Below are 24,751 nucleotides of genomic sequence, written 5' to 3'. Positions count from 1 at the left end.
ACCGTGATGAGTGCGATTCGATCGGGATGTACTCATCGGTGTTTACTCGTCACTCATCACTTCTGTTTTAGGCTTTGATCTCGATGATGTTGTTCAACTCGCCGAAGGGGTTGGATTCCACGGTGCGGTTGAACGGGTCCTGGACCCATTGGCCGTTCTTCACCAGGCGGTAGCGGTAACGCCCGGGGGGGACGTTGACGCAGGCCCGCCAGACGCCAAGGTTTTCGTCCTTGGTCATCGGGGTCTGGGAGGGGTTCCAGTTGTTGAAGTCGCCGGCGATCGCGAGGTTGCCTTCGTTGGGCAGTTCGGTGTCGGCGGGTTGAACAAAGAGGATTCCGCGGGTGGTGTTGCGGACGCCGTAGAGCTTGGCGAGTTTTTCTTCGAGCGATTCCACGGCCTGAGTCTGCGCGGGTGCCTGCGGCGCGAGGGTCGCGGCACCGTTGGAGCTCGGCGCTGATGCGGCGGCTGCGGGGCTCAGCTCGGGCGAGGCCGGGGTCGTGGCAACCGCCGGGGCGGGGGTCGAACGCGGCAGCAGATCGGGGCGAACCGTGGGCGTGGGCACCTGGGCGGCGGGTTGAATCTCCACTGGGGCCAGCGGATCAGCCTGCGGAGTAGGTGTTTGCGGGGGCGGCGCGATCGGCTGAGCGAAGGCGTCCTGGTCGGGGTCTTCTTTGAATCGCTCGGCGAGGCTCGCGGTGCGGGCGGACAAGGCGCGGGCCCGTTCGACCAGCTCGGCGGCACGGCTCAAGGCGGGGTTGCTGCTGCGGCTGGCCGGCGCGGGGACCGGGGCCTGGCTGCTGAGGGTGCGGGTGGTTTCGGGTGTGGGCATCTGAGCCTGAGCCAACTCGCCGTTTTCGATGGTCGCGTCTTCCTGCGGGGCGAACGACACCGGGGCGGCGGGGGGGTTGGTGAGCAACCACTCGGCGAGGGCCTCGAAGTCCTGCATACCACGCGACGCGGCGTCGTATTCGGTGATGGGCTGGCCGAAGCTCGCGGCTTCCTTGAGCTTGCTGTTGAAGTTGATCACCAGCGGGAGCACGCGCTCGGCGAAATGCTTCTTGAGTTCCCCAAGAATCTCGCGGGCCAGCTTGGTCCGCACGTCGTACATCGTCGGCAGCACGCGGAAGCGCACCTTGTGGCCGACGCGGCGGACGAGCATGTCGATGGTTTGTTCTTGTCGAACCGAACCCTGCATCGCGAAGTAGCCGGTCTCCACGGGGATGAGCACCTCGTCGGCGGCCCGCAACGCGTTGAACGTCAGCAGGCCGATGCTGGGCGGGCAGTCGATGATGCAGAAGTCGTATTTGTCCTGGACCGTCGAAAGCACCTGCACCAGCCGGCGGTCTTTGTCGGGGGCGGCGGCGAGCTGCTGCTCCATCGCGGCCAGGTCCATGGACGAGGGAGCGAGGTCCAGCCCACGGCTGATCTGCCAGGTGATGTCACCGACGGACATCGAGCCGTCCAGCCCGTGGCGGAGCAGGTCGGCGGTGCTGCGTTCGATCTGGGTGTCGGGAACCGCAAGGCCCAGCGCGCAATGCGACTGGGGGTCCATATCCACGAGGAGCGTTCGGTGGCCTTTCAACGCGAGAACAGCGGCGAGATTGATCGACGTGGTGGTTTTCCCACACCCGCCTTTTTGGTTGATAATCGCGATCGTGCGCACGTCTGATAGCCTTCCGTCCGTGAAAGGGAGCCACCCACCCTCGGATTTATCGGGGTTAAGTGGGGGAAACCTTGAGGTTTTTTGGGTTTAGGAGCCCCGACCCTACAATGCCCGCCTTGTCCGACGCATCCCCGACCAATGAACCGCGTTTACTCTTGGCCAGCCGATCCCCCCGGCGAGCGCAATTGTTGCGTGAAAAAGGATTTAAACCGCATCAAATCACCCCGGACTTTCAGGACCCCGCCGACCCCAATCAGGCGTTCGATCAGGTCCCCGAAGGCCCCGAGGCCGCGCTGTATTTGGCCGAGCATAAAGCGGCCCAACTGCCCGACAGCCTGATCTCGCAGTTTCCGAACAGCGTCATCCTCACTTCCGATACCGTGGGCGTGGCTCCAAACGGCAAGCTCATCGGTACGCCCGAGACCCCAGACCAGGCCCTGGCCATGCTCCAAAGCCTGGTGGGGCGTCGTCACACCATCGCCACCGGCGTCTGCCTCCGCCTGCCCGACGGCACCATCGAGTCTTTCGTCGACACCGCCAGCGTGAACCTGGGTCAGGTCCCCGAGGACGAGTTGCTACGCTATGTCGGCACCGACCAGTGGGTCGGCAAGGCGGGGGGGTACAACCTCCAGGAACGGCAAGACGCGGGCTGGCCCATCACGGTCGAGGGTGACCCCGGCACCGTCATGGGGTTGCCCATGAATCGACTCACTCCGCTTCTGACCGCTTTGGGCATCCCACGCGAACCGCATCCAACCGCAACCGACTGATCTCATGCGCAGCCGCCGACGCCTCCTCCCACGAATCCCCAAGTCCGATCGTCTCCACGGCATCATGTCCGGGCAGGCCCGTGACCCCCTCGCCATCGGGCTGCGGCTGGTCACCAACCTGGGCACGCCTCCGTACCGTCTCGCCACCGGCGTCCGAAACACGCTGTACAACCTCGGCGTCATGCCATCGAAACCGCTCGGCCGACCAACCATCAGTGTTGGCAACATCACCGCCGGCGGCACGGGCAAGACGCCGATGGTTATCGAATTGGTACGTCGGCTTCAGGCGATGGGTCACCAACCCGCGGTCCTGATGCGCGGCTATGAACCCGCGGGCCTCGAAAGCAAAAAGGGCAGCGACGAAGCCGCAGTCCTCCGCGGCTCGCTGGGCGGCGATGTCCCGGTCATGGCCAACCCTTCCCGAATCGATGGCGCGCGCGACGTCTTGGCCGATCGTCCCGAAGTCTCGGTGTTCGTGCTCGACGACGGGTTCCAACACCGCAGGGCCCACCGCGACCTGAATCTGGTGTTGGTCGATGCGAGCGTGCCGTTCGGTTTCGGGCGGGTGTTGCCTCGTGGCCTGCTGCGTGAACCGATCGGCAACCTCAAGCGGGCCGACCAGGTGATCGTCACCCGGGCCGACCGCGTGGACCCCGACGAGTTGGCCGAATTGGACCAGCGCATCGAGCGCCTCACCGGCCGGCCTCCGCTGGCCCACGCCCGGCACCACTGGGCCAACATGCGGCAGGGTTACAAAGACCTCCCGGTCGAATACCTGGCCAACAAAACCGTGTTGGGCTGCTCCGGCGTGGGCAACCCGAGCGATTTCGAGAAGTCCATGCGCGAGGTTGCGGGGAAGTGCGTCGGGCACATCGTTTTCGAGGACCACCGCAACTACAACCGCACCGATATCTCCGGCGTCTTCCACACGGCCGAAGAACGCGGCGCCGACGCCGTGATCATCACCGAGAAAGACTGGGTGAAATGGCGCAAGAAAGCCGGCGGCGTGAAGTCCACGCTCCCGATCTTCCGGCCCGTGGTGCAGATGCAGTTCATCGACGGCGGCGAGGCGGTCGATCACGCGATCGCCGAAGCGGCGGGCTCGCCCGAACCACAACCCACCGAGCGCGAAACGTAAGCGCGTGACTTCGACGGTATCCGGCTCGATGCACTGGCTCACGCTTCGTGCTCGGATCGGAAGCCGTAACATACACCCATGTCTCACGCCGACCTCATCAACCACCTGGACCGCTGGGCCACCAAGCGTGTCGTCGTCGCCGGCGACTTCATGCTCGACCGCTACGCCTACGGAAACGCCGACCGGCTCGCGCCCGACGCCCCGGTCCCCGTACTCGCCGTGCAACGCACCGAGTCCATGCCCGGCGGGGCGGCCAACGTCTGCCTCGACCTCGCGGCGCTGCAATGCGATGTCGCCTGCCTGGGTCTGATCGGTGACGACGAGCCCGGCGAAACCCTGTCGATGGCCCTGCAAAACGCCGGCATCGACACCTCGGGCCTCGTCGCCTCCGGCGAGCGCCCCACCACGGTCAAGCACAACATCGTCGGCCTGGCCCAACACCGCCACCCGCAAAAAATGTTTCGCCTCGATACCGAGGACAAAGCCCCCATCACCGCCGAGCAGACCACCGCGCTGTTCGAACAGGCCGAGCTGCTGCTCGAGGGCGCGGATGTGCTCTGCCTCGAGGACTACAACAAGGGTGTGCTGACCGAGCCGTTGTGTCAGGGGCTGATCGCCATCGCCCAAAAGAAAGACATCCCTGTCTTCGTCGACCCCGCGGCGATCAATGACTACCGCAAGTATCGCGGTGCGACGTGTATCACCCCCAACCGCACTGAGGCTCAGCTCGCCACCGGCGTCGAAGACCCGCACGCGATGGCCGAGAAACTCAAGGCCGAACTCGAGCTCACCCACGTCGTGCTGACCCTCGACAAGTCCGGCGCCTTGTTGCTCGACGATCAGGACAAGACCCACACGGTGCCCACGGTCGCACGCTCGGTGTACGACGTGACCGGCGCAGGTGACATGGTCCTGGCCATGCTTGCCGCGGCGCGAGCGAACGATGTGCCCTGGGTCGATTCGGTCGCGCTGGCCAACGTCGCGGCCGGGCTTGAGGTTGAGAAGTCGGGCGTCGTGCCGATCCCGATCGACGAGGTGCTTCTTGCCTTGCTTACGCTGCACCACGACAAGCTCGGCAAAGTCCGCCCACCCGAAGCGCTCTACCGCGAGCTCGAGGCGTACCGCGAGCAAGGCAAGTCCATCGTCTTCACCAACGGCTGCTTCGACATCCTCCACGCGGGACATGTCGCTTACCTCCGCGCCGCGGCAGCCCATGGTGATTTGCTCGTGGTCGGCCTGAACTCCGACGAATCGATCAAGCGCCTCAAAGGCGAAGACCGCCCGGTCAACCACGAGGCCGACCGCGTCATGGTGCTCAGCGAGCTGCAGAGCATCGACTACATCGTCGTGTTCGGCGAAGACACGCCGATCAACCTCATCGAAGCGATCAAGCCGGACGTGCTCGCCAAGGGAGCGGACTACACCCGCGAAACCGTCGTCGGCTACGAGGTCGTCGAAGCCCACGGCGGCCGGGTCGAACTTATCGACCTGGTCGAAGGCCGAAGCACGACCAACATCATCCGCAAGATCTCCCCCGCGGAAGATTAATCACTCCGCGTCTGTCCCCGGCCCCGGTGCAACCGACTCGACATTGAATCTTGTCCGGAGCACCTCGAGGGTCATGTGGCGTGGATCGATCGATTCCAAACGCTCCATCATGCTCTGGGCTGCGCCTCGGTCCCCGCCCTTGAGATACCACAGCGCCGATTCGGCGGCGTAGTCGGCTTCGGTCGGCCGGGCCTTCAGCGCCATCTCGTACTGGAGTCCCGCCAAGACCACTTGCCCGTTCGCCTCGAGATACTCCGCGGTCTCCCGCAACACATCGGGCGAGAACCGCGCTTCGGGCGACAGCGAGTCCAACACCGCGATCGCTTCCATCGGCTCGTCCCGCTCGGAAAACAGGCGGGCCAGCTTCCGGGCATACACCACACGCTGCTCCGCCCACTCCGCGGTCAACGGCAGCTTCGACAGCGCCTTTTCCATCTGATCGATCGCACGGACATCGTCCCCTTCTTCCCCACGCCCGGCGTACACGTCCGACAGCGCGGCATGTGGCTGGTGCAGCGTCGAGTCCAGCTCCAGCACGCGCAGCAGGATGTTGCGGGCCTCATCCCAGCGCTGCGTCTTGAGCAGCACATCGGCCAAAGGAACCAGCAGCACCGGATCGTCCGGGGATTGCTGAGCTGCCAACCGGTGGTGGGTCTCGGCGGCGGTCACGTCGTCGAGCATCATCGCCGCGGTGCCCGCGAGGTTTTGCAGGTGGGCTTCATTCGGGTCGATCATGAGGGCCGCGGCGAACGCGTCGTAGGCCGGCTGGATATCCCCGAGTTGGGCGTGGATCTGGCCGAGCAGTTTCTGGCCGTCACGCAGGCCCGGCTGCTGGGCCACGATCTTGTCGACCGGCTCGAGCAGCGGCTGAACATCCCGCTCGTTCTCGATGGCGGCGCTGAACCGCGCCGCGAGGTCTTCGAGCTGGGTCTGGGCCTCTTCCGGCGACAACAGGGCGGAGGTCGGCAGGGTCGAGCGGTATATCCCAAACATCAGCAGCAGCAACGCCGCCGCAGCCGCGAGAATCAGCAGATTTCGTTTCATAACGCATAGGCTAACCGAGCACGACGCGTAAGCGAGTGCATCGCGTTCACGAGCGGGGTTGCACCTGCTGACGCTTCATGCTCGGATCGTTCGTCTCAGACAACCAGGCGTCATTTCCCGTCCTATACTCGCACCAATGCTCGAACTCTCCCGCACCGTCCGTTTCTGCCTGTCGCCCGACCCCGGCGACGACGACTCGCCACGCGACAACACCTTCGCGTCGTGGCCGGCGATGCGTGGGCTGGGGCGGTACTACGAGGTGCAGGTCGTCTGCCGCGGCCTGGCCGACCCGCAGACGGGCTACTTCATCAACATCAAAGAAATCGACACGGCGGTGCGTGACCACGTGTTGCCCCGGATGCGCCGTGCCATAGCCGACGAACAGGCCGCGATGAACGTCGCGATGGGCAGCCTGATGCGTGACCTGTTCACCGCCCTCGCCCCCGCCCTGAACCACACGGTCCACCACTTCGCCCTGCAGCTCACCCCGACGCTCGCCCTAGTCATCGAGAACCAAGCCATGGACACCATCCTCATCAAGCAGCAGTACGAGTTCTCCGCCGCCCACCGTTTGCACGTCCCCGAGTTCGATGACGAACAGAACCGCCAGACCTTCGGCAAGTGCAACAACCCCGCCGGGCACGGCCACAACTACCGTGTCGAGGTCGTGGTCGGGGCGCCCATCGATGCCCACGGACAGACCGTCTCTCCCGCGGCGCTCGACGCGGTGGTCGATCAGCACGTGATCGAGAGGCTGGACCACAAACACCTGAACGTGGACGTGCCCGAGTTTGCCGAGCAAAACCCCTCGGTCGAAAACATCGTGCGGGTGGTGTGGGACTACCTCACGCCAGGCCTCGCCGAACTGCCCGATGGGGCGAAGCTCGACGAAGTCAGCGTCTGGGAAACCGGCAAGACGGTGTGCACCTACCGCGGCCCCGAGAGGTAACCGAAACACCTCCGTATTTCGGTGCATCGGGTTACACTGATGGCGTGCATTTCCTCACTCTCCTCGCCGCCGTCGCTGACCCCAACGAACCCACCCCCGAAGAGCGCATGCAGGCGTACCGCTTCGGCCTGATCCTGATCGTGGGTATCGGGATCGTGGGCATCCTCCTTATCGTCGCGATGCTCGCGGCGTGGCGCAACTTCCACAAACGCATCGCTCAACTCGAAGCCGAACGCGACGCGCGTCGAGAGCAAGCCGGCCCCCACACCGATCTCTGGCAAGAGGCCGGCGACCGCGTGGAAGTCGAACCCTCGCCCCGCGATGACTACCAGGACACCGACGACCTCGACGAAGACGAGCTCTACGGCAAGGACTGGGAACCGGGGGATGATGACGACAACCCGGATGACGATAAAGGGTGGTGAATAGCCAAAACACTAATCTGCAACTTCATATACGAGTTCCCATAGTCAATTACCGACCACTATTTGGGCGGCTCTCAAACCAATTAACGGATAGATATACGTAAAACTCGTCTGAATTATTGTCAGCCCAATCAACGTCGACCAAAACCACCCTCCGGAACGTACTCCGCCATAAACCGGATTGTTTTGCATTCGGCAGGCCCATCTGCCCGCCATGTCACAGTTCATCAAACCGACTAAAAGCAACGTCACTACAAGTTGGATCGAGAATACTAACCAGACAATAGGCTCTGGCTTTATATCGCTTAATGGGATGATGCAAAGACAGCTGAATGCAAGACAAAACCCGTAAAGAAATGGCATACCAAGTATCCAAGCCAGTAAAACTACTATGGTTAAATGTCGTTTATTGGCGTGCTCCTCAAGCTGCTTGTCATTCCAGTGGCCACCACACTCCGGACAAGTAAAGCCGCCTCGCTGACGAATCGTGGCCCGCATGTCGTACCCACAGCCAGGGCACGGGTACGATTTATCAGGGCTTCGTACGACCTGGTCTTTCCCCGGGATGTCCTGCTCATCAAACATGGGCTTCCGGCTCTCCCTTGTTGTTACGAAGGGTCAATAGCGTTACCACCACCGCTGGTTCGCGCGATACGCCGCAGGCGGAACGCCGACCTGGCGTTTGAAGGCACGGGAAAAATAGAAGCGGTTTGCAAAGCCGAACGACTCGGCGATGTCGTCGATCGTACGATCGGTGAACGTCAGGTCCTGCGCCGCGGCGGCGATGCGACGTTCGGCGATGTAACGGCCCGGCGTCTGCCCGACGACCTGGCGGAACACCTTGGCGAAGTGGTCGGTGCTGTAGTGGCAGAGCTCGGCCAGCTCGTCGTTGCCGATCGGCTCGCCGAGGTTCGCCTCGATGTAAGACAACGCCGGCTCCACCACATGCTGCCCCGCCACGGCGTGCAGCCCCTCGGCCACCTCCTGCTCACCCAACTGGTCCATCCACGAGGCCAGCGCCGCGTTGATCAGCGCGTGGCTTCGCATCCACGTCGCGGGGGATTTGCCCGCACCCTGCTCGTAGCCATCCAGGATCGCATCCCAACTGGACTGCATCGCCGAGTCGAGCTCCAGCGAGACCGGCCGAGGCGCCAAGCGATTGGTCACTCGGGGGGTCCAGCGGGCCAGCTCAAAGTGGCAGACAAACTGCATCAGCTCCCGGCTCGCGTGGTAATCAAACGTCATCCACGCCGGGAGGAAGTGCACATACCCGGGCCCGAGCGGATACCGGTCGCCCTCGACATCCGCCGCTGCGCCGTCGGCGCTGTGGATGTACAGCCGCCAATAGGTGCTGCGCATCCCCTGATACCGCCAACGCGTGCCGATCTGGACGTGGTTCTGCCAGCGTAAGATCAGCCGGCAGTGATTCAATATCTCAAATGGGTCCATGTCATGACTTTCGGATACATGCCCCCATCCAAAACATCCAACACGGAAAAAGATACAAGGTTCTCCCTTCGAGGCATAGCCAAATCGGTGTATCGGGGTATCTTTTGTGTATGTCCCGAAGGTTTCACTTTCCTCTGACGAGCACCCCATGATCACAACCCCTACTCCCGCTCCGGCGGGCCCGACCACCGGGCTCCGGCAGAACCTGCTGTTCCTCTACCTGGCCAACTCCAGCCTCAGCAGCGCGGTCGTCGCGTGGAGCAACTACGACGGCACCACCACCGATCCGCCGGAGATGGACGACCCCGAACCGCCGTACACCTCGGCCCTCGCCGCGATGCGTGACGGCTGGCGTGTCCTCCAGGTTTCGCCGCTCACCGCGCCGCCCACCGGCAGGGAGTTCGACCTGGACTATCTGAAATTCGAAGTCATCCTCGAGAAATTGGAAGAGGTGTCCCTGTGAAACCAACTCTGACCCCCGCCGCCGACACCAACGCCGAGCACGAAGCGATGCGCCAACTCCCCATGACCCAGCGGTCGCTGGGCAAGGAGCACCTGCTCAACTCGTTGCAGATGGCCGACTTCGTTTCGGATGGCTTCCTGCGTTTCGATGAGCTCATCCCCAAGGACCTATGCGAACAGCTCATGGAAGAGCTCAACGCCGGCCTGTACGGCCCCTACGAAACCGAAGGTGCACAGTGGGACGAGATCTGGCCCGAGCCTTTGGCTGCCGGCAAGATTTTCCGCCTGCCCGCGGTGCGCGGCATCATCGAAAGCCTCGTCGGCCCGCACCCGCGCTACGACCACCACTGCCCCCACATGCGCAAGGGCCCGGACAACGGCCACCAGGGCCTGCACCAGGACGCCGAGATCGACCCACGCTCGTCGGGCTTCGATATCCAGATCTCGCTGTTCCCCCACGACATCGGCCCTGACATGGGCGGGACGCTCTTCGTCCCCGGCTCACACTTCCGCAAGGTGCACGTCTCGACCATCGGCCGATACCAAAACGTGCTTGGCCAGGTCCAGACCGTCTGCAAGGCCGGCACCATCGTGTTCTGGCACACCGACCTCTGGCACGCCGGCCGGGCCAACCGCACCGACAGCAAACGCTACATGTTCAAGCTCCGCCTCAACCCCATGGTCCGCCAGCTCAAGCTGTGGAACACCGATGACCTGGCCGACCCCGAGACGATGAAACAGGTCGTCCCGATCCTCCGCCGGTCCCAGCCGTGGATGGGCGTGGAAAACCGCATCGAGATGATGAACCGCGTCAAGCTCTGGCGCGAGATCACCGGCGACCCCACGTTCGACCTCAACATGTACTGGACCCGCACCGGCAACACACCGGGCCAGGGCTACACGCCGCTGCCGGGTTGATCCGGCTCAAAACCCACTGCTCCTCCAAGCCCTCGGTCGCCTCGATCGAGGGCTTTTTCGTTTCCCGCTGAATCTCGTACACTGTTCGGCCCAGAATCCCCGAGAGAAAACGCTATGACCCTTCAAATCGCCAACCTCGCCGGCGACGGCATCGGACCCGAAGTGGTGGACCAGTCGTTCGCTGTTCTCGACGCCGTGGCCCCGGCCGTCGGCCTCGACTACGCCCGGACGGACTTCCCCTTCTCCGCGGCCCACTTCCTCGACACCGGCCACGTGCTGACCGACGAAGACATCGCCACGCTCCGCGGCTACGACGCCATCATGCTCGGCGCCGTCGGCGGCCAGCCCAACGACCCCCGCCTCGCCGGCGGCGTGATCGAGAAGGGCATCCTGCTCAAGCTCCGCTTCGACATGGATCAGTACATCAACCTGCGTCCGGTCAAGCTCTACCCCGGCATCGACACGCCGCTGAAGGACAAGACCTCCAAAGAGATCGACTTCGTCTGCGTCCGCGAGAACACCGAAGACCTCTACTGCGGCCTCGGCGGCATCATGCGTAAGGGCACGCCCCACGAAGTCGCCAACCAGACCATGGTCGCGACCCGCCACGGCGTCGAGCGCTGCGTCCGCTACGCCTTCGAGACCGCCAAGGCCCGCAAGGCTGCCGGCTACCGCGGCCACCTGACGCTGGTGCACAAGACCAACGTCCTGAACTTCGCCGGCGAAACCTGGCTGCGCACCTTCAACGAGGTCGCCGAGCAGTACCCCGAGATCGAGACCGGCTACCACCACGTCGACGCGTGCTGCATGTTCATGGTCGCCAAGCCCGAGGTGTACGACGTCGTGGTCGTGCCCAACATGTTCGGCGACATCATCACCGACCTCGGCGCCGCCATCGCCGGCGGCATGGGCATCGCCAGCTCGGGCAACCTCAACCCCGACGGCACCGGCCCCTCGATGTTCGAACCCGTCCACGGCAGCGCCCCCGACATCGCCGGCCAAAACATCGCCAACCCGATCGCCGCGATCGACTCGATGGGCCTGCTTCTCCGCGAAGTCGGCCGGATCAAGGGCAACGACGCCGCGGTCAAGGCCGGCGATAAGATCGGCGCCGCCGTCCAAACCGTCACCCCCAACTTCGCCGGCAAATCGCTGGACCGCTCGGGTTACTCGACCACTGAAATTGGGCAGATGGTCATCGACGTGCTGTAATCAAACTTCCGTCAAATACAAAACCCGCAGGTGCCAAACAGACACCTGCGGGTTTTTTCGTTTCGCCTATCACTAATCGAGCGGCGGTGGAAACCACCTTCAGAGAAGAGTTGCGGCCAGCCGTACTCTCTGTCATTAGGCCTATTTCACCGTGTCGGCTCGATATCGTAGCCCGCCTCGGCGAGTTGTTTCTGGATCGCCTGTAACACCGCGTCGCCCAATGTCGCTTCACCCGCTGATTCGCTTCGCCGTTTGCGTTCCTCGGCGACAAAAGCTTCACGCTTCGAGGTTGCCTCGGCGATCTGCTTCTGGAGCTCGGCTCGCTTCTCCGCGTTTTCCTGCACAAACGCCCACCGCTCGTCCGCATCCATGTCTTTCATCGCTTCGGGCAAGGCCTCTTCTTCCAGCTCGGCAAAACCGTCCGCATAGACCCGGCCGCCAAAGCCGCCGCCGAAACTGTCGACCAGGTCACGGCCAACGTTGCTGTAGGCATCCGACGCCTTGGCCTTCGCCCGCTCCAACGCGATACTCTGGCCCACCGACGAGGCGTTGCTGTCTTGGGCGACCTGGTTGGCGCTATACATATCCGCCTCTTCCCCGTACCACAGGTAGGTCTCGTTCAGCTCCGCGTTGAGTTTGATGATGATGTGATCGTGGGGGGACTCGATATCGATCACCACGCGGTCCTGGTCGATGTTGAGGTACTCGCCCTCAGCCACGCGGGCACCCATGTTCCATTGCCCCTGCAGACCCGCGTCGTAGGAGCCGCAGTGGATCGTGTTAACGATGACGCCGTTTTCGATCGCGCGCTTGCACGCCTCGGCCGGGTCGACGCTGCCCTGGGTGAACGGCTCGTTGCCCGCGATGAAGATCGTGCGGTAGGCGTTGGGTTCCTGCGACCAATCGAGGCGGGTGATTGCTTCGTCGATGACCTGGCCGCAGTACTCGTCGCCGCCGTTGGTCGTCAGCGCAAAGAGCGCTTCGGAGACGGCATCCAGATCGTCGGTGAACGGGACGACCTGGCGGAGGTAGCCCTCGGTGGCGGGCAGGCTGGTGTTGCCGTATTCGAACAGCGCCACGCGCAGGTGCGGGGTCTGCCCGGCTTTCTTGGCGGCGGCGAACTGGCTGACGATCGACCAGAGTTGGCTGCGGGCCTGATCGATCAGGCCGTCCATGGAGTTCGAGGTATCCAGCAGGATCGCCAGATCCACTGCGGGGCGGACACCCGCGAAAGGCGGCGTCTGCGGCACGGCCTCGGGGGGTGCAGGGACGATGGGGTGGACCGGCTTCTCAATGATGATGGTGACATCGTCTGCGCCTACCAGCGGTGTGAGTCCGAGGCAGGCACCCAGCAAACATCCCGAAACCAACCCATACGATCGACGACGTGAGAATTTCATAACCGGGCTCCTGTGCTTGGAATAGACAGTGTCAACCCGATGTCAGACGCACCGGTAACGCTGGAGTTCCCGGGGTCGAGCAAAATTTATGGAACCTGTAAGAGCCGATGAACTCGGCCCCAGCCTTACTGCAAGTTGTAACCCAGATCGTCAGGCTGATAATTGAACTCGAGACGCACGGCCTTAGTGATCCCCCAAAGATTGACGGGCCAAGAGGAGGCGTAAGGCTCCAGGAGTTTGGCGCTGCCGTCGGCGAAGGTGTGGGTGGCTCCGCTGTCGTGGCGGTCCTGAACGAGAATCGAGACCGGATCAAATTCGTCGAAAATGTCGACGTGGAAATGATGAGCAAGTGAAAGCCCGGACTTCTTCTCACTGAGCGTGGCGGTCGCCGACGGTTCAGTCAATAGGTCTTGGGGCAGTGACCAGCGGTCACGCTGATTAACCCAGTTCCGTGAATTGGCCTTGTAGTCGTTGAACCCGTTGAACACGTAGCTCCGGTCGATCGCTTCGTCGGGCATCCATCCGCCGTAGGTCGGACCAACCGGGTCTTCATCCGCCGGGCAGACAAATTCAGGGGCATCCACGCGCGGATAGAAACGCTTGTAGTCTTGTTTGTAGACCGTCATGCTCATGCTGATGGTGTGAAGCTTGCTATTCGCAGCTGCCACCCACGACTTGGGCCGGGCCGGCTTGAGCGGGGGCAACTCGATCCCCTGGAGCTCTTCTCCGTTTTGGGTGTAGGTAATAGTCGGCTCTGATTGCGCGTAGACCGCTCCTGCCGCCGTGGTCGGGAGTCGGCTGGGGTAGTTCCCCTTGTTCTCGATCGTGTAGGTTTCGATGGCAACCATCAGTTGACGCTGATTCGAGAGACATGCCCCCGCCATCGCGGCACGGCGGCTCTTGCCGAGGATTGGCAGTAGCAGCCCCATCATCAACGCAATCAGGCTGATGACGACCAGCAATTCAATCAAGGTAAAGCCAGGCCGTGTTGACGGCGTTTCCAATCCTGTATTTCGCATGCCCATCGGAACCCTTCCCGGATGTTGTTTATCTCTCTACAGACTTCATTAAATTACATCATTTTTCTGATTTGGGATAGAAAAACAGAAATTTAGCACATATCGGGTTGCAAACCCGCGGCGTCTAGCCTCAACACCAAAAGTGTGTTTCGGCACTCGCCAAGGTAAAATTAGGCTATTTGGCATCGCCTTCATCCCCGTTCCGCTCTCGTTCCACCTGCTCGGCCCGCTCCTTGAGCTGCTCGATCTTCTCAGAGATTTGCGGCTTCTGGTCGGAGTCTGCCTCGCGGAGCTCGCCCTCAAGTCTTTTGATTTTCTCGGCCAGCGTCAGGACTTCTTTTTCCTTCTCCGACGCGGCTTCGGCCTTGTCGAACGCCACGTCTTCCGCGGTGGCCTTGGGCGTGACCCGGTCTTTTTTCCGCACCGATTCGGGGATTTCGGAGCTGTGGTTGGGCTGGGGCCGTTGGACCATGAAGGTCGGGGACATGATCTCGATCTCGTTGCCGTGCAGGGTATCGAGCACCGCGTTGTGCAGGCGTGAGCGGGTGGTCAGCATCTGCTGCGGGTCTTTGAGCAGGCCGCTGACCCGATAGGTCACACTGAAATCGTTCAGAGCCATCACCCGAACGAACGGCTCACCCAGGCCGATCTGCCGCGCCGCCGAGAGCAGCAGCGGTTCGACCACGGCGTGGTGGACGCCGTAGCCCAGGCCGACCTCCGCCGAGACGATCGTGCCCGACGCACGGACCACGGTGTAGGGGTGGGTGATGAGGTGCAGGTTGGGCAGGGTGGTGAGGTCGCGGTCTTCGGTCTGGATCTCGGTGTGCATCAGCCCCCGCTCGGTGACCCGGCCGAAGTGATCGCCGATCTTGAGGAAGTCGCCGACGTGAAAGCTTTTGGTCGACCGGAGCATGAAGCCCGCCATGGCGTGGGCGACGAATGTGGTCGACGACAGGCCGATGACCGCTGTGGTCACCAGGCCAACCAGCGACAGGAGCTGTTCACGGGTCGAGACGGGCAACGGCAACGCGATGATCGTCAGCACCACGCACACCGCGACCACCGCAAGCAGGACAAGCTGCCGCGACCGCCTCGCTTCGTAACCCAGAAGCGGGTCGCGTCGCAGCAGGGCCCAATGGGCAAACGTGACCGTCAACGCCATCGCCAACAGCACCGCGGTGAAGGGGAGAGCCTTGGGGATCAATTGGAGCAGTTGGTCGAGCATGGCCTAATCCTCAGTGTAAAGCATCACAAGGCGACACCGAAGTAACACGTTGTCATTCCCCGGTCACCGTCACCACCAACCGGCGCGTGTGACGAGCATCGCGGTGCTCCCACAAGAACAACCCCTGCCACGTTCCCAGCAGCAACCGTCCATCCGCAAACGGGATCGTCTCGCTGGTCCGGGTCAACGCCATCTTGATGTGCGACGGCATATCGTCCGGGCCCTCGGCGGTGTGCACGAAGTACGGCTCGTCTTCGGGCACGAGCCTCGACATGTAAGCTTCCAGGTCTTGGCGGGCCGACGGGTCGGCGTTCTCCATCAACACCAAAGAACACGACGTGTGCTGGCAAAACACGTTAACCGTCCCCGTGCTCAGGCCCGAGTCGCGGAGGATGTCGCGGACCAGGTGGGTGATCTCGGTCGTGCCTTGGCCATGGGTGGTCAGGGAAAGGATCGATTGGTGCATCTGATGAAACTCACTCACTCGCGTTTCTGAATATCAATAAGCTATCCACGCTTTGATAGGTTGACGTATTCAACAGGCAACCCCGTGATTTCTGCAAAGCGGCGCGCAGTCCGCTTGACGTTAATTCGCATCATTTTGGCCTGAGAGTAGACGTGAAACACCTGACCTGAGACCACTACCTTGATTTCCTGCATCACGTGCCGCGTGTTGCTGATACTAAGCTGACCTTCGAGCACGATGAGCCCATCGACTTGATCCAAAGGCCATGTCTTACGCGCGATCCGGCTATGAAGTGTTTGATCCTTCAGGTTCGCCGATAACCACGGGCCTCTCTGACGCAACACATAGTGTGTGCCCGCATAAATACTCAACATAACTGACACCGTAAAAACGCCCATCAGCTTTATCCAGAACAACATTTCTTCAGGCTCTGACATCCACTTATTCGCCGCCCAACCCGCAGCGATGAAAATCGCACCGACTACAGCAGACGACACGATGGCAGACACAACCATCCGTCGGCTTGGTTGTAACAAGCAATCAGAACCGTCATGAAAAACCTCCGCCCAGATAAAATTCGTGGCGGAGGTTCCCTGTATATGAAGTTGCGCCGGATCAAACTCGATTCTTTTCCGGTGTGGAATTAGCGATTCACTGACCGGCATTTAAAACTCCGTTTACGCCTGGGTGGAAGGCCCGGGCTCGGTATCCTGCTCTGCTTTAGGTTTTGCCGATTCCGATGGAGTCTTTTTCGCCGGCTCGGCCTGGACCTTACCCAGCACCTCGGGCAGGTCGATGCCCGCCTGGTCGGCCAGTTCGTGGATCGGGGGCAGCGAGCCGATGAGGCCTTTGAGGAAGTTGCCGGTCGAGCCCGTGGAACCGTCGCCGTTTCCAGGGGCACCCGAGTCCCAGACCGTGATCTTGTCGATCTTGAGGTTCTGGATCGCCTTGACCTGCTCGGCCACCAGCTCGGGCAGCTTCTCGATGATCAGCAGGCTCGGGGCCAGGTCCGGGCGGGACTGGCAGGCCTCGATCAGGTTGTGGTAGCCCTGGGCCTTGGCGTCCAGCACCTTCCGCAGACCCTCGGCCTCGGCGTTGTACTTGGCCAGCACGGCGTCGGCTTCACCCCGGGCCACGCGTCGGACACGCTCGGCCTCGGCCTCGGCGTTGATCTCGATCTGTTGCCGTTCGATCATCTCACGGGCGATGACCTCTTTTTCCATCCGGGCGAGTTCTTCTTCTTTCTCGGCAATCAGGACGTCTTTGCTCGCGTTGGCCAGGGCCACGTCACCGCGGCGGCGGGCTTCCGCGCGGGCCTCGGCGAGCGTCGCTTCGTAGGCCGCCATCTCGGCCTTGGACTTGTTTTCGCCCTCGACCGATGTGGCTTCGAGTGCCGCGACGCGGATCCGCTGATCGGCCTCGGCCTGCTTCTTGCCCTGGATCGCGATGGCGTTCTGCTCGGCGATCGCGATCTCTTGTTCACGCTGGGCGTTCGCCTCACCGCTGATGCCCTCGGCCTCGAGCGCCGCGGTGCGGATCCGCTGGTCACGCTCGGCCTGCTTCTGGCCGATATTCGACGCGGCGACCTGCGCCGAGACTTGGACTTCACGTTCCTTGTCGGCGTTCGCGGTGCCGATCGCGCCTTCGCGGTCCGCGTTGGCGGTATCGATCTTCGCCTGGTTGATCGCCTCAGCCGCGGCCTTCTTACCGAGTGCTTCGATGTAGCCGCTCTCATCCGTGATGTCACGGATGTTCACGTTGATCATGTAAAGACCAACTTTATTGAGTTCGAAGTTCACGTTTTTGTTCACGAGGTCCAGGAACTTCTCACGGTCCTGGTTGATCTCTTCAATCGTCAACGTCGCGATGACCAGACGCATCTGGCCGAGGATGATGTCGCGGGCCTGGGCGGCGATCTCCTGATCCCGCAGGCCCAGCAGACGCTCGGCCGCGTTGTTCATGATGTCCGGCTCGGTGCTGATACCCACGGTAAACGTCGAGGGCACACCCACACGGATGTTCTTCTTCGACAAGGCGCTGGTCAGCTCAATATCGATGGTCATCGGTTCGAGGCTGAGGAACGCCCAGTCCTGGATCACCGGCCAGACGAACGCACCGCCGCCGTGCAGCGCCTTGGCGGCGCGTTGCCCACCGACCTTACCGTAGATCACGAGGATGCGGTTCGAAGGGCAGCGCTTGTAGCGCTTCACCACGAACGCGAACGCGGCAAACGCAACGAGTACGATCAGCGCGATCAGAATAAGTGGGCCGATACGCAGGCCCTCGGTGACCTCGTCGAACTGAGCTAGCGTCAATAAATTTAATGCAGTCATGTAATAGACCCCTGGTTAAAACGTGGATTGGATTTTCAGATGCTTGAGCTTATGGGCAATCGCCGTCGCAGGGCTGAAGGATGTTGAATACGGAGTCCCGTTGCTGCGGCGGGGTTAACCGCCGGCCTGTTGCACGATCAGGGTTTCGTCGTCACGTGCATCAACAACGGTGATGTCCTTGAACGCTTCGATCGCAGCGCCATTGGAGATCGCGTTCACAATCATCGATCGGCCCGACACGCTGACACGCACCTGGCCGCTGCCTTCGCCCTTGGCGGGGATCGCCATATAGCACTGGCCGGTCCGCCCAACGGCGGTCTTTACGTCGTACGTCACGTCCTGCGTCAGCCGTTTAGCGCCAAACATCAGGCTCGCCGAGAGCAGCATGAGCAGGAACCCGAAGCCACCCGCCGCAAAGGCTGCGGGGGTCGGGGACAGGTCCCAGTCGACCCGAGCGATCAGGCCCATCCAGCCCGCGCCCATAAAGAACGCGGTGAGCGAGAGCAGCGAGATCAAAGGAAAACCGCCGCCGTGCTCGAGTTCGCCGGTGTCGAAGTCCATCTCGTCACCGATACCCAAGAGCAACGAGAGGCCCAGGCGCAGAACGAACAGGGCGGTGCCCGCCAGGGCGAGCGCGGCATAGATCACCGCGTCAACGCCGAAGTCGAGTCGTAGGTTTTGCCAGTCCAGAAGCAGTTCGAGAAATTTCATCAAGAGAGGTGTCCCCTAAAATTAAGACACCCAAGGATACCAGCCCGCCGGTTCGCAGGCATGCGAATTCCGAGGCAAGAACTCCTCGGCCTGCCGCAACTCGGCGGTTATCTTGTTACTTGATGAGATACGACCGACGACCCCAAGACCCGGGATTGATCCGCGAGACGCACAAGCCGATCCGCAACGTGCTGCGCGTGGTCGGGCCGATGGTTTTGGTCGCCGGTTTGACATTCATGGCTATCGGGTTGGTTAGTTTTTTTTCCGCGTTTGGAGGGTCCGGCCCCCCGAAGTATTTCTGGTGCTGCTTTGTGGGGATGCCGTTGATGTTCTTTGGCACGGTGATCACCGGTGCCGGGTTCATGTCTTCATTGCTTCGGTACCAGGCCAGCGAGATGGCACCGGTCGGCAAGGACACGTTCAACTACCTGGCTGAGGAAACCAAGCCCGGCGTCCACGCGGTCGTATCCACCGCCGCCGCCGCGCTGAAGGAAGGCCTGACCGAAGACATCCCTAAACCGACAACGCAGGAGAGCGTTGACTGCCCGGCCTGCAACGACCCGAACGAGCCCGACGCGAAGTTCTGTGACCAGTGCGGCACCGAACTCCCGCGCCAACAGCCGACCGAGATCAAGTGCTCGTCTTGCCAAACGGCCAACGACTTCTCCGCGAAATTCTGCGACAACTGTGGCCGGAGTTTGGCGCAACCCTCATGACATTGGGGTGGCTTTGGACTCACGCCCCGGCATGAGCTGAGGAATACCGCCGCCCCTTCCAGGCGTTGCCCTTGGTGTGGTACTGCCACACGCTCGCGGCAATGATCAGGGCGTAGATGGCGCTTCCGATCGGTAGCGTCCAGGCGTAAGGCCAAGGCATACTCATCAACTTCCGACCCGCGTTGAGCGCCCGCGCCTGCCACGCGACCGTCAGCAGCGAGACCACCAGCGTCACTCCCGGCAGCCATCCTGGCACCACCGCCAACCACAACGCGCTGGCCAACACATACAGCACCGGGCCGACGTTAAGCAGCAGCGTGGCGAGTATCACCCCGGCCGCGGCCCACCACTTGTGGCCTAGCCCCGCGTAGGCGTTCTTCGTCAAGCCCTCCCACATGTCGGCCCATCCGTTGTACATCCGGCACCACTGCAACTCCCCGGCCGTGGCGACACGGTGTCTGGCCCCTGCGGCCTTGAGTGCCGCCCCGATCTTCAGGTCTTCCACCATCTCACCCTTGACGGCGGTGTGCCCGCCGATGTCGTCGTAGAACTTCTTGCGCACCAGGATGAACGCGCCACCCGTCAGCGCTACCGGCGAGTCGGGGTCCATCGCTTTCTCAAACGGCAGCATCAAACCCAACGCAAGGACCAGTTGCAATTGCACGATCGCTTCACCGGCACTGCCAAAACGGAGGGTCGGCGTAACGCCCAGCAGGTCCGCGTCGTGTTCCTGAGCGTGCTCGATCGCGGTACGCAGGAGCCGAGGGTGCCAATGGATGTCGGCGTCGGTGAAGCAGAGCCACTCGATATCGGATTGCTGATTCCGGAGTTCGGATTGGAGCGCTTCGTAGCCCCGATGCACCGCCCAGCACTTACCCATCCAACCGGGTGGGGGTTCTTGCTCGTTACGAACCACCAGCAGCTTGGGGTAGCGCTCGGATAGCTCGGCGGTGATGGTGGGGGTGTCGTCGGTGCTGGCGTCGTCGATGAAGACCACACGCAGGTTGGGGTACTCCTGCTCGCACCACTCGGGGATGACCGTGGGCAGGTGGTCGGCTTCGTCTCGGCCGGGCGACAACAACGCGACGCCCGGCAGGGCTTGGGCATGTTGGTGGGTGTCTTCGCTTTCCGGGTCGCCCGGCTGGGGCAGTTGATAGCGAAGTGATTTGCCGAAGCCGCCGTAGTTGATGTACGCCCATACCAGTGCGGCCAGTCCCGCGACGCCGGACAGCAGGATGGGGAGCCAGACGAGCATAAAAAAACGCCTCCGAACGGAGCCCGCGGTTTGTCCCCCAAACCGCTTTCGGCCTCGCCACCATCGTAGGCGGCGGCAAGACCAGTTGGCTCAACGCTCGAAAGGCGTTCTAGATCCCGGTTCCTCCCATTGGCCGGGACCCCCGGGCCCCACCCGCCACCCCCGCGTTAACGGGGGTTGCGAATGCTTGTGTCGGCGTGATGCTAGATCGTGCCGTAGAGATATTCCTCCAATGCTGCGATTTTCATTTCCTGACCGTTGAGTTCCCAGGCGTTGAGGTCGCCGATGGAGATCAGGCCGATGAGTTTTTCCTGGGCATCCAGCACCGGGAGGTGACGGATGCGTTTTTCCATAAAGATGTTGCGGGCGCAGTCGATCTCGATATCCGGCGAACAGGTCACCACATCGACCGTCATAACATCGCCCACCGGGGTGACCGCAGGGTCACGCTGGTCCGCCACGATGCGCCGCAGCACGTCACGCTCGGTGAACATCCCCTTGACGCGGTCATTTTCCAACACCACCAAGGCCCCGATCTTGTGCTCATTCATGAGCTTGGAAGCGTCCAGGGCGCTGGCCTCGGGCCCTACGGTAAGGACCGCCGCGCCCTTACGAGAAACAATTGTTTGCACATTGGCCATGTGTAAACCTTTCGGAAAGCAAGATGTGTTTACTTATCTGCGCTGAAAAGCTGAAAATGAATAGAGACGAAACAAGAAGTGAGACTAAATTTTGACGCCGAGAATCGGCGGTGATATGAGCAGGCGAACGTCCCCATGTTAAGGTTGTCATAGGTCTCAATGCAAGGATTTTTTCGTCACAATCACTTTGGCGTTATCGGACATTTTGTCGCAATGGTTTTGTGTGGCTCGCGTTTGCCTAAATATCGCTCCCCACAATTGGCCGGTAAGCCCCTGTTTTGTAGGTATTTGCTGCTAGGCACCTCTCTGTGTCTCTGCAGTTTATTGGCGGGATGCGGCGAAGACCGGCGGAAATCTGACGTACTGTGGGTCTCGGCGGCGGCGAGTTTGGGGCCCGTTCTCGAATCCCTTCGTCTCTCGATCGAAGGCGAACTCGGCGTCGAACTTCAGCTCAATCTGGCCGGCTCGGGGACGTTGACCCGGCAGGTGCTCGAAGGAGCTCCGGCAGATCTTGTCATCCTCGCCCACCCGCAATGGATGGACCCGCTCATCGAGGCACAACGCGTTTTGCCTAGCGACATCGAAGACGTGGCGGGGAATCGTCTGGTGATCGTCGGGCGGGGTGAGCCCATCGAACTCGCTCAACTCCGCGATCCGCGATTTGCCCGAATCGCGATCGGCGACCCCGCCTCGGTCCCGGCCGGGCGTTACGCGGAGCAGGCGATCCGCCACGCCGGGGTATGGGACGAGGTCGAACCGCGTCTGATCCCCACAGCCGACGTCCGGGCGGCGCTTCGCTACGCGTTGTCCGGAGACGTCGGTGCGGCGGTGGTCTACCGCAGCGACCTCACGGGTATTCAGGATGGCGACGGTTTCGGCGTGCTGTGCCTCGTCGATCCGGCCGGCCACGATCCGATCGTCGTCACGGCGGGCGTCGTCGATGGTTCGCCCGGCGGAACGCGGCTTCTGGAATGGCTGCGCCGCGAACCCGCCCAACAACGCATGGCCGAGGCGGGATTCGATTCGGTGCCGCGCTGACCTGCTATCGTCGTGGTGATGGATGTCGGAGCAATCATCTCGGCGGTCGGCTTGTCGCTGCTCTGCGCCTCGGCGGCGGTGGTGTTGTGCCTGGCCCCCGGCGTCGCGCTGGCGTTGGTCCTGGCCCGGCGGTCGTTTCGCGGCAAGGGGTTGGTCGAGTTGGTGGTGATGCTGCCGGTGGTCGTGCCGCCGGTGGTCACGGGGTACGTGCTCTTGAAGCTGCTGGGCAACTCCGGGCCGTTGGGAGGCGTGTTGCCCGGGGACGGGGTGGTGTTCACCTGGGTCGGGGCGGCGATCGCCCAGGCGGTGGTGGCGTTTCCGTTCCTGGTGCTGACGCTGCGGGTGGCCTTTGCGGGGGTGGACCGGGACCTGGAAAAGGCGGCCCACACCTTTGGGGCGGGGCGGTGGCGGACGTTCTGGAGCGTGACCCTGCCGTTGAGCTGGCACGGGTTGGCGGCGGGTTGCTTGCTGGCGTTCGCCCGTGCGCTGGGCGAGTTCGGAGCCACGATCATCGTGGCGGGGAATATCGAGGGGCAGACCCGGACGCTGCCCTTGGCGATCTACGCGTCACTTCAGCGCCCCGGCGGCGACGCGACCGCGGCGGGGTTGGCTGTCATCGCGGTGGGCTTGGCGTTTGCGGCGCTGGGATTACGGAAACTGTTGGGCGGTGGGCCGACGCGTTGGTGAGCGCGAGGAGTGAGGAGTGAGGAGTGAGGAGTGAGGAGTGAGGAGTGAGGAGTGAGGAGTGAGGAGTGAGGAGTGAGGAGTGAGGAGTGAGGAGTGAAAATCTTACGGGTGCAGGGGTGGAACCCCTGCCGCCCGCCGCACAGGCGAAGGCATCAAAAAAGGTTGCCCTGTTCCTTAGCCGGGGGCTCGGGCTGGGTTTCCTTGACCTCCATCATCTCTTCGAGCAGGTCGTCGATGTTGGCGATCTTCATGTAGACGCTGGCGAAGCGGACGTAGGCGACGTGGTCCAGCCGTTTGAGCTTTTCGACGCACAGCCGGCCGATCTCGGTCGATTCGACCTCTTTCTTGCCGCGTTTGAACAGCTCGGTCTCGATCTCGTCGACCACCGTGGTGAGCTGGTCGGCCTTGATCGGGCGTTTGTACGCCGACTTCTGTAGCCCGCCCATAAGCTTCTCGCGGTCGAAGGGCACCCGGTTGCCGTCGCGCTTGATCACGGTGAGCCGGGTGTTGGTTTCGACGTGCTCGTAGGTCGTAAACCGCTTGCCGCAACGCTTGCACTCCCGCCGACGGCGGATCGAGGCCCCGTGCTCCGCCTCGCGGGAGTCGATGACCTTGTCGTCGTTGGCTTGGCAAAAGGGACAGCGCATAGTGATTGATGATAGATGATTTTTGATTGATGATTTGAAGACAATCAGGCAAGCCAGAGGCGATCTGTTAGGGTTTGATCTTGCGGTAAGCCAACCCCTGGCTACAAAATCATAATTCATCAGTCATCAATCAGAAATCAGCCCCCATGCGTATCGCCTACCTCGGAGACATCGTCGGCACGTCGGGTCGACAGGCCCTGACCCAACAGGTCAAAACCCTGCGTGAGCAGCACGGGGCGGACCTGGTCATCGCCAACGCCGAGAACATCGCCAACGGCTCGGGCATCACCCCCGAGCAGCACAAAAAGCTCAGCGCCGCGGGCGTCGACGGCATGACCCTGGGCGACCACGCCTTCCGCAAGCAGCAGATCAAGAACACGCTCAACACGGTCGACAACCTGATCCGCCCGATCAACCTGCCCGGGCAGGCCTGGGGCAAGGGCTACATGCGGCTGCCCTCGCCGATCGAAGGCGGGCCCGATGTCGTGGTGGTCATGATCATGTGCCGGCTGTTCATGAATTCGGTGCAGGCCGACGACCCGTTCGCAGCGCTGGATCGGTTCCTCGAGTCGCTACGCAGCCAGCCGCCCGCGATCGTCATCGCCGAGATCCACGGCGAGGCCACCAGCGAAAAAATCGCCTTCGGCTGGCACGCCAACGGCCGCGTCGCCGCGGTGCTGGGGTCCCACACCCACGTGCCCACCGCCGACCACCGCATCCTCCCCTCGCCCGGCAGCGACCCGTCGATCCCCGGCGCGCCCGTCCCCGGCCTGGGCAAGGGCACCGCTTACGTCACCGACCTGGGCATGACCGGCCCGCAGGACTCCGTGCTCGGCCGACGCGTCGACCGCGTGGTCCACCACATGTCCACCGGCCTGCCCGCCGCCTTCGACGTGGCCGAGGGCAACCCCGAGGTGCAAGGCGTGCTCGTCGACATCGACCCCGTCTCCCGATTGGCGACTCACATCGAACGCGTCGCGCTGCCCGCGGATGTGAATCAGCCACCGTTTGTCGTCTGATAACCCAAACGGACCC

Annotated in this window: 26 protein-coding genes; 12 read left to right on the top strand and 14 right to left on the bottom strand. The window is 62.4% G+C overall.

The annotated features are described in order from the left end of the window. Positions 1-67: 67 nt before the first annotated feature. The gene (locus HNQ40_RS18605; protein ID WP_184677246.1) at positions 68-1,663 is read right to left on the bottom strand and encodes an AAA family ATPase; all 1,596 of its coding nucleotides are present in this window, start codon (positions 1,661-1,663) and stop codon (positions 68-70) included. A 116-nt stretch (positions 1,664-1,779) separates the two neighbouring features. Between HNQ40_RS18605 and HNQ40_RS07415 the strand changes: the two genes are divergently transcribed. The 3 genes from HNQ40_RS07415 (at position 1,780) to rfaE2 (ending at position 5,119) form a co-directional block, all read left to right on the top strand. Beyond that, positions 1,780-2,433 carry a Maf family protein gene (locus HNQ40_RS07415; protein WP_184677245.1) on the top strand — a complete coding sequence of 218 codons (654 nt, stop codon included), beginning with the start codon at positions 1,780-1,782 and terminating at the stop codon, positions 2,431-2,433. A 4-nt stretch (positions 2,434-2,437) separates the two neighbouring features. Continuing rightward, positions 2,438-3,571, top strand: a complete 1,134-nt coding sequence (gene lpxK, locus HNQ40_RS07410) for a tetraacyldisaccharide 4'-kinase (RefSeq protein WP_184677244.1) — start codon at positions 2,438-2,440, stop codon at positions 3,569-3,571. A gap of 78 nt (positions 3,572-3,649) precedes the next feature. Continuing rightward, the gene (gene rfaE2, locus HNQ40_RS07405; protein WP_184677243.1) at positions 3,650-5,119 is read left to right on the top strand and encodes a D-glycero-beta-D-manno-heptose 1-phosphate adenylyltransferase; all 1,470 of its coding nucleotides are present in this window, start codon (positions 3,650-3,652) and stop codon (positions 5,117-5,119) included. On the opposite strand, the gene HNQ40_RS07400 is transcribed toward rfaE2, so the two are convergent. After that, positions 5,120-6,163: a tetratricopeptide repeat protein gene (locus tag HNQ40_RS07400; protein ID WP_184677242.1), complete on the bottom strand. Its 1,044-nt coding sequence runs from the start codon at positions 6,161-6,163 to the stop codon at positions 5,120-5,122. Positions 6,164-6,299: 136 nt separating this feature from the next. Between HNQ40_RS07400 and HNQ40_RS07395 the strand changes: the two genes are divergently transcribed. Together HNQ40_RS07395 and HNQ40_RS07390 are read left to right on the top strand one after the other, a co-directional pair. Further along, complete coding sequence (locus HNQ40_RS07395) at positions 6,300-7,112, top strand: 6-carboxytetrahydropterin synthase (RefSeq protein ID WP_184677241.1); 813 nt, start codon at positions 6,300-6,302, stop codon at positions 7,110-7,112. Positions 7,113-7,156: 44 nt separating this feature from the next. Beyond that, entirely contained in the window at positions 7,157-7,537 is a 381-nt protein-coding gene (locus tag HNQ40_RS07390) for a hypothetical protein (RefSeq protein ID WP_184677240.1), read from the top strand. A gap of 627 nt (positions 7,538-8,164) precedes the next feature. On the opposite strand, the gene HNQ40_RS07385 is transcribed toward HNQ40_RS07390, so the two are convergent. Continuing rightward, positions 8,165-8,986 (bottom strand): helix-turn-helix domain-containing protein, encoded by an 822-nt coding sequence (locus tag HNQ40_RS07385; RefSeq protein WP_184677239.1) that lies wholly within the window; start codon positions 8,984-8,986, stop codon positions 8,165-8,167. Between the two features lie 148 nt (positions 8,987-9,134). Here HNQ40_RS07385 and HNQ40_RS07380 point away from each other — a divergent pair, with 148 nt between their 5' ends. From HNQ40_RS07380 to HNQ40_RS07370, 3 genes are all read left to right on the top strand, one after another. After that, positions 9,135-9,449 carry a hypothetical protein gene (locus HNQ40_RS07380; protein ID WP_184677238.1) on the top strand — a complete coding sequence of 105 codons (315 nt, stop codon included), beginning with the start codon at positions 9,135-9,137 and terminating at the stop codon, positions 9,447-9,449. Then, positions 9,446-10,366 (top strand): phytanoyl-CoA dioxygenase family protein, encoded by a 921-nt coding sequence (locus tag HNQ40_RS18270; RefSeq protein WP_221435414.1) that lies wholly within the window; start codon positions 9,446-9,448, stop codon positions 10,364-10,366. Before HNQ40_RS07380 ends, HNQ40_RS18270 begins: the two co-directional genes overlap by 4 nt. A gap of 114 nt (positions 10,367-10,480) precedes the next feature. Beyond that, positions 10,481-11,578: a 3-isopropylmalate dehydrogenase gene (locus tag HNQ40_RS07370; RefSeq protein WP_184677237.1), complete on the top strand. Its 1,098-nt coding sequence runs from the start codon at positions 10,481-10,483 to the stop codon at positions 11,576-11,578. A gap of 146 nt (positions 11,579-11,724) precedes the next feature. Here HNQ40_RS07370 and HNQ40_RS07365 read toward each other — a convergent pair whose 3' ends face one another. The 8 genes from HNQ40_RS07365 to HNQ40_RS18080 all read right to left on the bottom strand — a co-directional run bounded on the left by HNQ40_RS07365 (position 11,725) and on the right by HNQ40_RS18080 (position 19,096). Beyond that, positions 11,725-12,978 carry a vWA domain-containing protein gene (locus HNQ40_RS07365; RefSeq protein WP_184677236.1) on the bottom strand — a complete coding sequence of 418 codons (1,254 nt, stop codon included), beginning with the start codon at positions 12,976-12,978 and terminating at the stop codon, positions 11,725-11,727. Between the two features lie 125 nt (positions 12,979-13,103). Next, complete coding sequence (locus tag HNQ40_RS07360; RefSeq protein WP_184677235.1) at positions 13,104-14,003, bottom strand: type II secretion system protein; 900 nt, start codon at positions 14,001-14,003, stop codon at positions 13,104-13,106. A 169-nt stretch (positions 14,004-14,172) separates the two neighbouring features. Continuing rightward, on the bottom strand, positions 14,173-15,222 hold the full coding sequence (locus HNQ40_RS07355; RefSeq protein ID WP_184677234.1) for a mechanosensitive ion channel family protein: 1,050 nt from the start codon (positions 15,220-15,222) through the stop codon (positions 14,173-14,175). 52 nt (positions 15,223-15,274) lie between these two features. After that, complete coding sequence (locus tag HNQ40_RS07350) at positions 15,275-15,688, bottom strand: secondary thiamine-phosphate synthase enzyme YjbQ (protein WP_184677233.1); 414 nt, start codon at positions 15,686-15,688, stop codon at positions 15,275-15,277. 41 nt (positions 15,689-15,729) lie between these two features. Then, positions 15,730-16,353, bottom strand: a complete 624-nt coding sequence (locus HNQ40_RS07345) for a hypothetical protein (RefSeq protein WP_184677232.1) — start codon at positions 16,351-16,353, stop codon at positions 15,730-15,732. Between the two features lie 12 nt (positions 16,354-16,365). Then, on the bottom strand, positions 16,366-18,021 hold the full coding sequence (locus HNQ40_RS07340; RefSeq protein WP_184677231.1) for a flotillin family protein: 1,656 nt from the start codon (positions 18,019-18,021) through the stop codon (positions 16,366-16,368). 114 nt (positions 18,022-18,135) lie between these two features. Beyond that, entirely contained in the window at positions 18,136-18,732 is a 597-nt protein-coding gene (locus HNQ40_RS07335) for a hypothetical protein (protein WP_184677230.1), read from the bottom strand. A 115-nt stretch (positions 18,733-18,847) separates the two neighbouring features. Next, positions 18,848-19,096 (bottom strand): hypothetical protein, encoded by a 249-nt coding sequence (locus HNQ40_RS18080; RefSeq protein ID WP_221435413.1) that lies wholly within the window; start codon positions 19,094-19,096, stop codon positions 18,848-18,850. On the opposite strand from HNQ40_RS18080, the gene HNQ40_RS18075 reads away from it, so the two are divergent. Further along, the gene (locus HNQ40_RS18075) at positions 19,095-19,448 is read left to right on the top strand and encodes a zinc ribbon domain-containing protein (protein ID WP_221435412.1); all 354 of its coding nucleotides are present in this window, start codon (positions 19,095-19,097) and stop codon (positions 19,446-19,448) included. The genes HNQ40_RS18080 and HNQ40_RS18075 overlap by 2 nt on opposite strands. A 19-nt stretch (positions 19,449-19,467) precedes the next feature. Here HNQ40_RS18075 and HNQ40_RS07325 read toward each other — a convergent pair whose 3' ends face one another. Beyond that, positions 19,468-20,703 (bottom strand): glycosyltransferase, encoded by a 1,236-nt coding sequence (locus HNQ40_RS07325; protein WP_184677228.1) that lies wholly within the window; start codon positions 20,701-20,703, stop codon positions 19,468-19,470. Positions 20,704-20,906: 203 nt separating this feature from the next. Then, on the bottom strand, positions 20,907-21,344 hold the full coding sequence (locus HNQ40_RS07320; RefSeq protein WP_184677227.1) for a CBS domain-containing protein: 438 nt from the start codon (positions 21,342-21,344) through the stop codon (positions 20,907-20,909). Between the two features lie 159 nt (positions 21,345-21,503). On the opposite strand from HNQ40_RS07320, the gene modA reads away from it, so the two are divergent. Next, positions 21,504-22,382, top strand: a complete 879-nt coding sequence (gene modA, locus HNQ40_RS07315) for a molybdate ABC transporter substrate-binding protein (protein ID WP_315852768.1) — start codon at positions 21,504-21,506, stop codon at positions 22,380-22,382. Between the two features lie 18 nt (positions 22,383-22,400). Then, positions 22,401-23,069 (top strand): molybdate ABC transporter permease subunit, encoded by a 669-nt coding sequence (gene modB / locus HNQ40_RS07310; RefSeq protein ID WP_184677225.1) that lies wholly within the window; start codon positions 22,401-22,403, stop codon positions 23,067-23,069. Between the two features lie 152 nt (positions 23,070-23,221). Here modB and nrdR read toward each other — a convergent pair whose 3' ends face one another. Next, positions 23,222-23,716: a transcriptional regulator NrdR gene (gene nrdR, locus HNQ40_RS07305; protein WP_184677224.1), complete on the bottom strand. Its 495-nt coding sequence runs from the start codon at positions 23,714-23,716 to the stop codon at positions 23,222-23,224. A 146-nt stretch (positions 23,717-23,862) separates the two neighbouring features. Here nrdR and HNQ40_RS07300 point away from each other — a divergent pair, with 146 nt between their 5' ends. Beyond that, positions 23,863-24,735, top strand: coding sequence for a TIGR00282 family metallophosphoesterase (locus tag HNQ40_RS07300; RefSeq protein WP_184677223.1), 873 nt, complete (start codon positions 23,863-23,865; stop codon positions 24,733-24,735). The last annotated feature ends 16 nt before the right edge of the window (positions 24,736-24,751 follow it).

Source organism: Algisphaera agarilytica (genome assembly GCF_014207595.1).
In the GTDB taxonomy this organism is placed as follows: Bacteria; Planctomycetota; Phycisphaerae; order Phycisphaerales; family Phycisphaeraceae; genus Algisphaera; species Algisphaera agarilytica.
Note: the sequence above shows the minus strand (reverse complement) of the source record. Positions and strands in the feature narration are given on the sequence as shown.

Excerpts from the sequence above, each read along its gene's own strand:
- HNQ40_RS07365 (WP_184677236.1), bottom strand. The coding sequence starts at position 12,978 with ATGAAATTCTCACGTCGTCGATCGTATGGGTTGGTTTCGGGATGTTTG.
- HNQ40_RS07395 (WP_184677241.1), top strand. The coding sequence starts at position 6,300 with ATGCTCGAACTCTCCCGCACCGTCCGTTTCTGCCTGTCGCCCGACCCC.
- HNQ40_RS07360 (WP_184677235.1), bottom strand. The coding sequence starts at position 14,003 with ATGGGCATGCGAAATACAGGATTGGAAACGCCGTCAACACGGCCTGGC.
- HNQ40_RS07400 (WP_184677242.1), bottom strand. The coding sequence starts at position 6,163 with ATGAAACGAAATCTGCTGATTCTCGCGGCTGCGGCGGCGTTGCTGCTG.
- HNQ40_RS07370 (WP_184677237.1), top strand. The coding sequence starts at position 10,481 with ATGACCCTTCAAATCGCCAACCTCGCCGGCGACGGCATCGGACCCGAA.
- lpxK (WP_184677244.1), top strand. The coding sequence starts at position 2,438 with ATGCGCAGCCGCCGACGCCTCCTCCCACGAATCCCCAAGTCCGATCGT.
- nrdR (WP_184677224.1), bottom strand. The coding sequence starts at position 23,716 with ATGCGCTGTCCCTTTTGCCAAGCCAACGACGACAAGGTCATCGACTCC.
- HNQ40_RS07355 (WP_184677234.1), bottom strand. The coding sequence starts at position 15,222 with ATGCTCGACCAACTGCTCCAATTGATCCCCAAGGCTCTCCCCTTCACC.
- HNQ40_RS07325 (WP_184677228.1), bottom strand. The coding sequence starts at position 20,703 with ATGCTCGTCTGGCTCCCCATCCTGCTGTCCGGCGTCGCGGGACTGGCC.
- rfaE2 (WP_184677243.1), top strand. The coding sequence starts at position 3,650 with ATGTCTCACGCCGACCTCATCAACCACCTGGACCGCTGGGCCACCAAG.
- HNQ40_RS07340 (WP_184677231.1), bottom strand. The coding sequence starts at position 18,021 with ATGACTGCATTAAATTTATTGACGCTAGCTCAGTTCGACGAGGTCACC.
- HNQ40_RS07345 (WP_184677232.1), bottom strand. The coding sequence starts at position 16,353 with ATGCCGGTCAGTGAATCGCTAATTCCACACCGGAAAAGAATCGAGTTT.
- HNQ40_RS07350 (WP_184677233.1), bottom strand. The coding sequence starts at position 15,688 with ATGCACCAATCGATCCTTTCCCTGACCACCCATGGCCAAGGCACGACC.
- modA (WP_315852768.1), top strand. The coding sequence starts at position 21,504 with ATGCAAGGATTTTTTCGTCACAATCACTTTGGCGTTATCGGACATTTT.
- HNQ40_RS07335 (WP_184677230.1), bottom strand. The coding sequence starts at position 18,732 with ATGAAATTTCTCGAACTGCTTCTGGACTGGCAAAACCTACGACTCGAC.
- HNQ40_RS07300 (WP_184677223.1), top strand. The coding sequence starts at position 23,863 with ATGCGTATCGCCTACCTCGGAGACATCGTCGGCACGTCGGGTCGACAG.
- HNQ40_RS07385 (WP_184677239.1), bottom strand. The coding sequence starts at position 8,986 with ATGGACCCATTTGAGATATTGAATCACTGCCGGCTGATCTTACGCTGG.
- HNQ40_RS07320 (WP_184677227.1), bottom strand. The coding sequence starts at position 21,344 with ATGGCCAATGTGCAAACAATTGTTTCTCGTAAGGGCGCGGCGGTCCTT.
- HNQ40_RS18075 (WP_221435412.1), top strand. The coding sequence starts at position 19,095 with ATGTCTTCATTGCTTCGGTACCAGGCCAGCGAGATGGCACCGGTCGGC.
- HNQ40_RS07380 (WP_184677238.1), top strand. The coding sequence starts at position 9,135 with ATGATCACAACCCCTACTCCCGCTCCGGCGGGCCCGACCACCGGGCTC.
- HNQ40_RS18080 (WP_221435413.1), bottom strand. The coding sequence starts at position 19,096 with ATGAACCCGGCACCGGTGATCACCGTGCCAAAGAACATCAACGGCATC.
- modB (WP_184677225.1), top strand. The coding sequence starts at position 22,401 with ATGGATGTCGGAGCAATCATCTCGGCGGTCGGCTTGTCGCTGCTCTGC.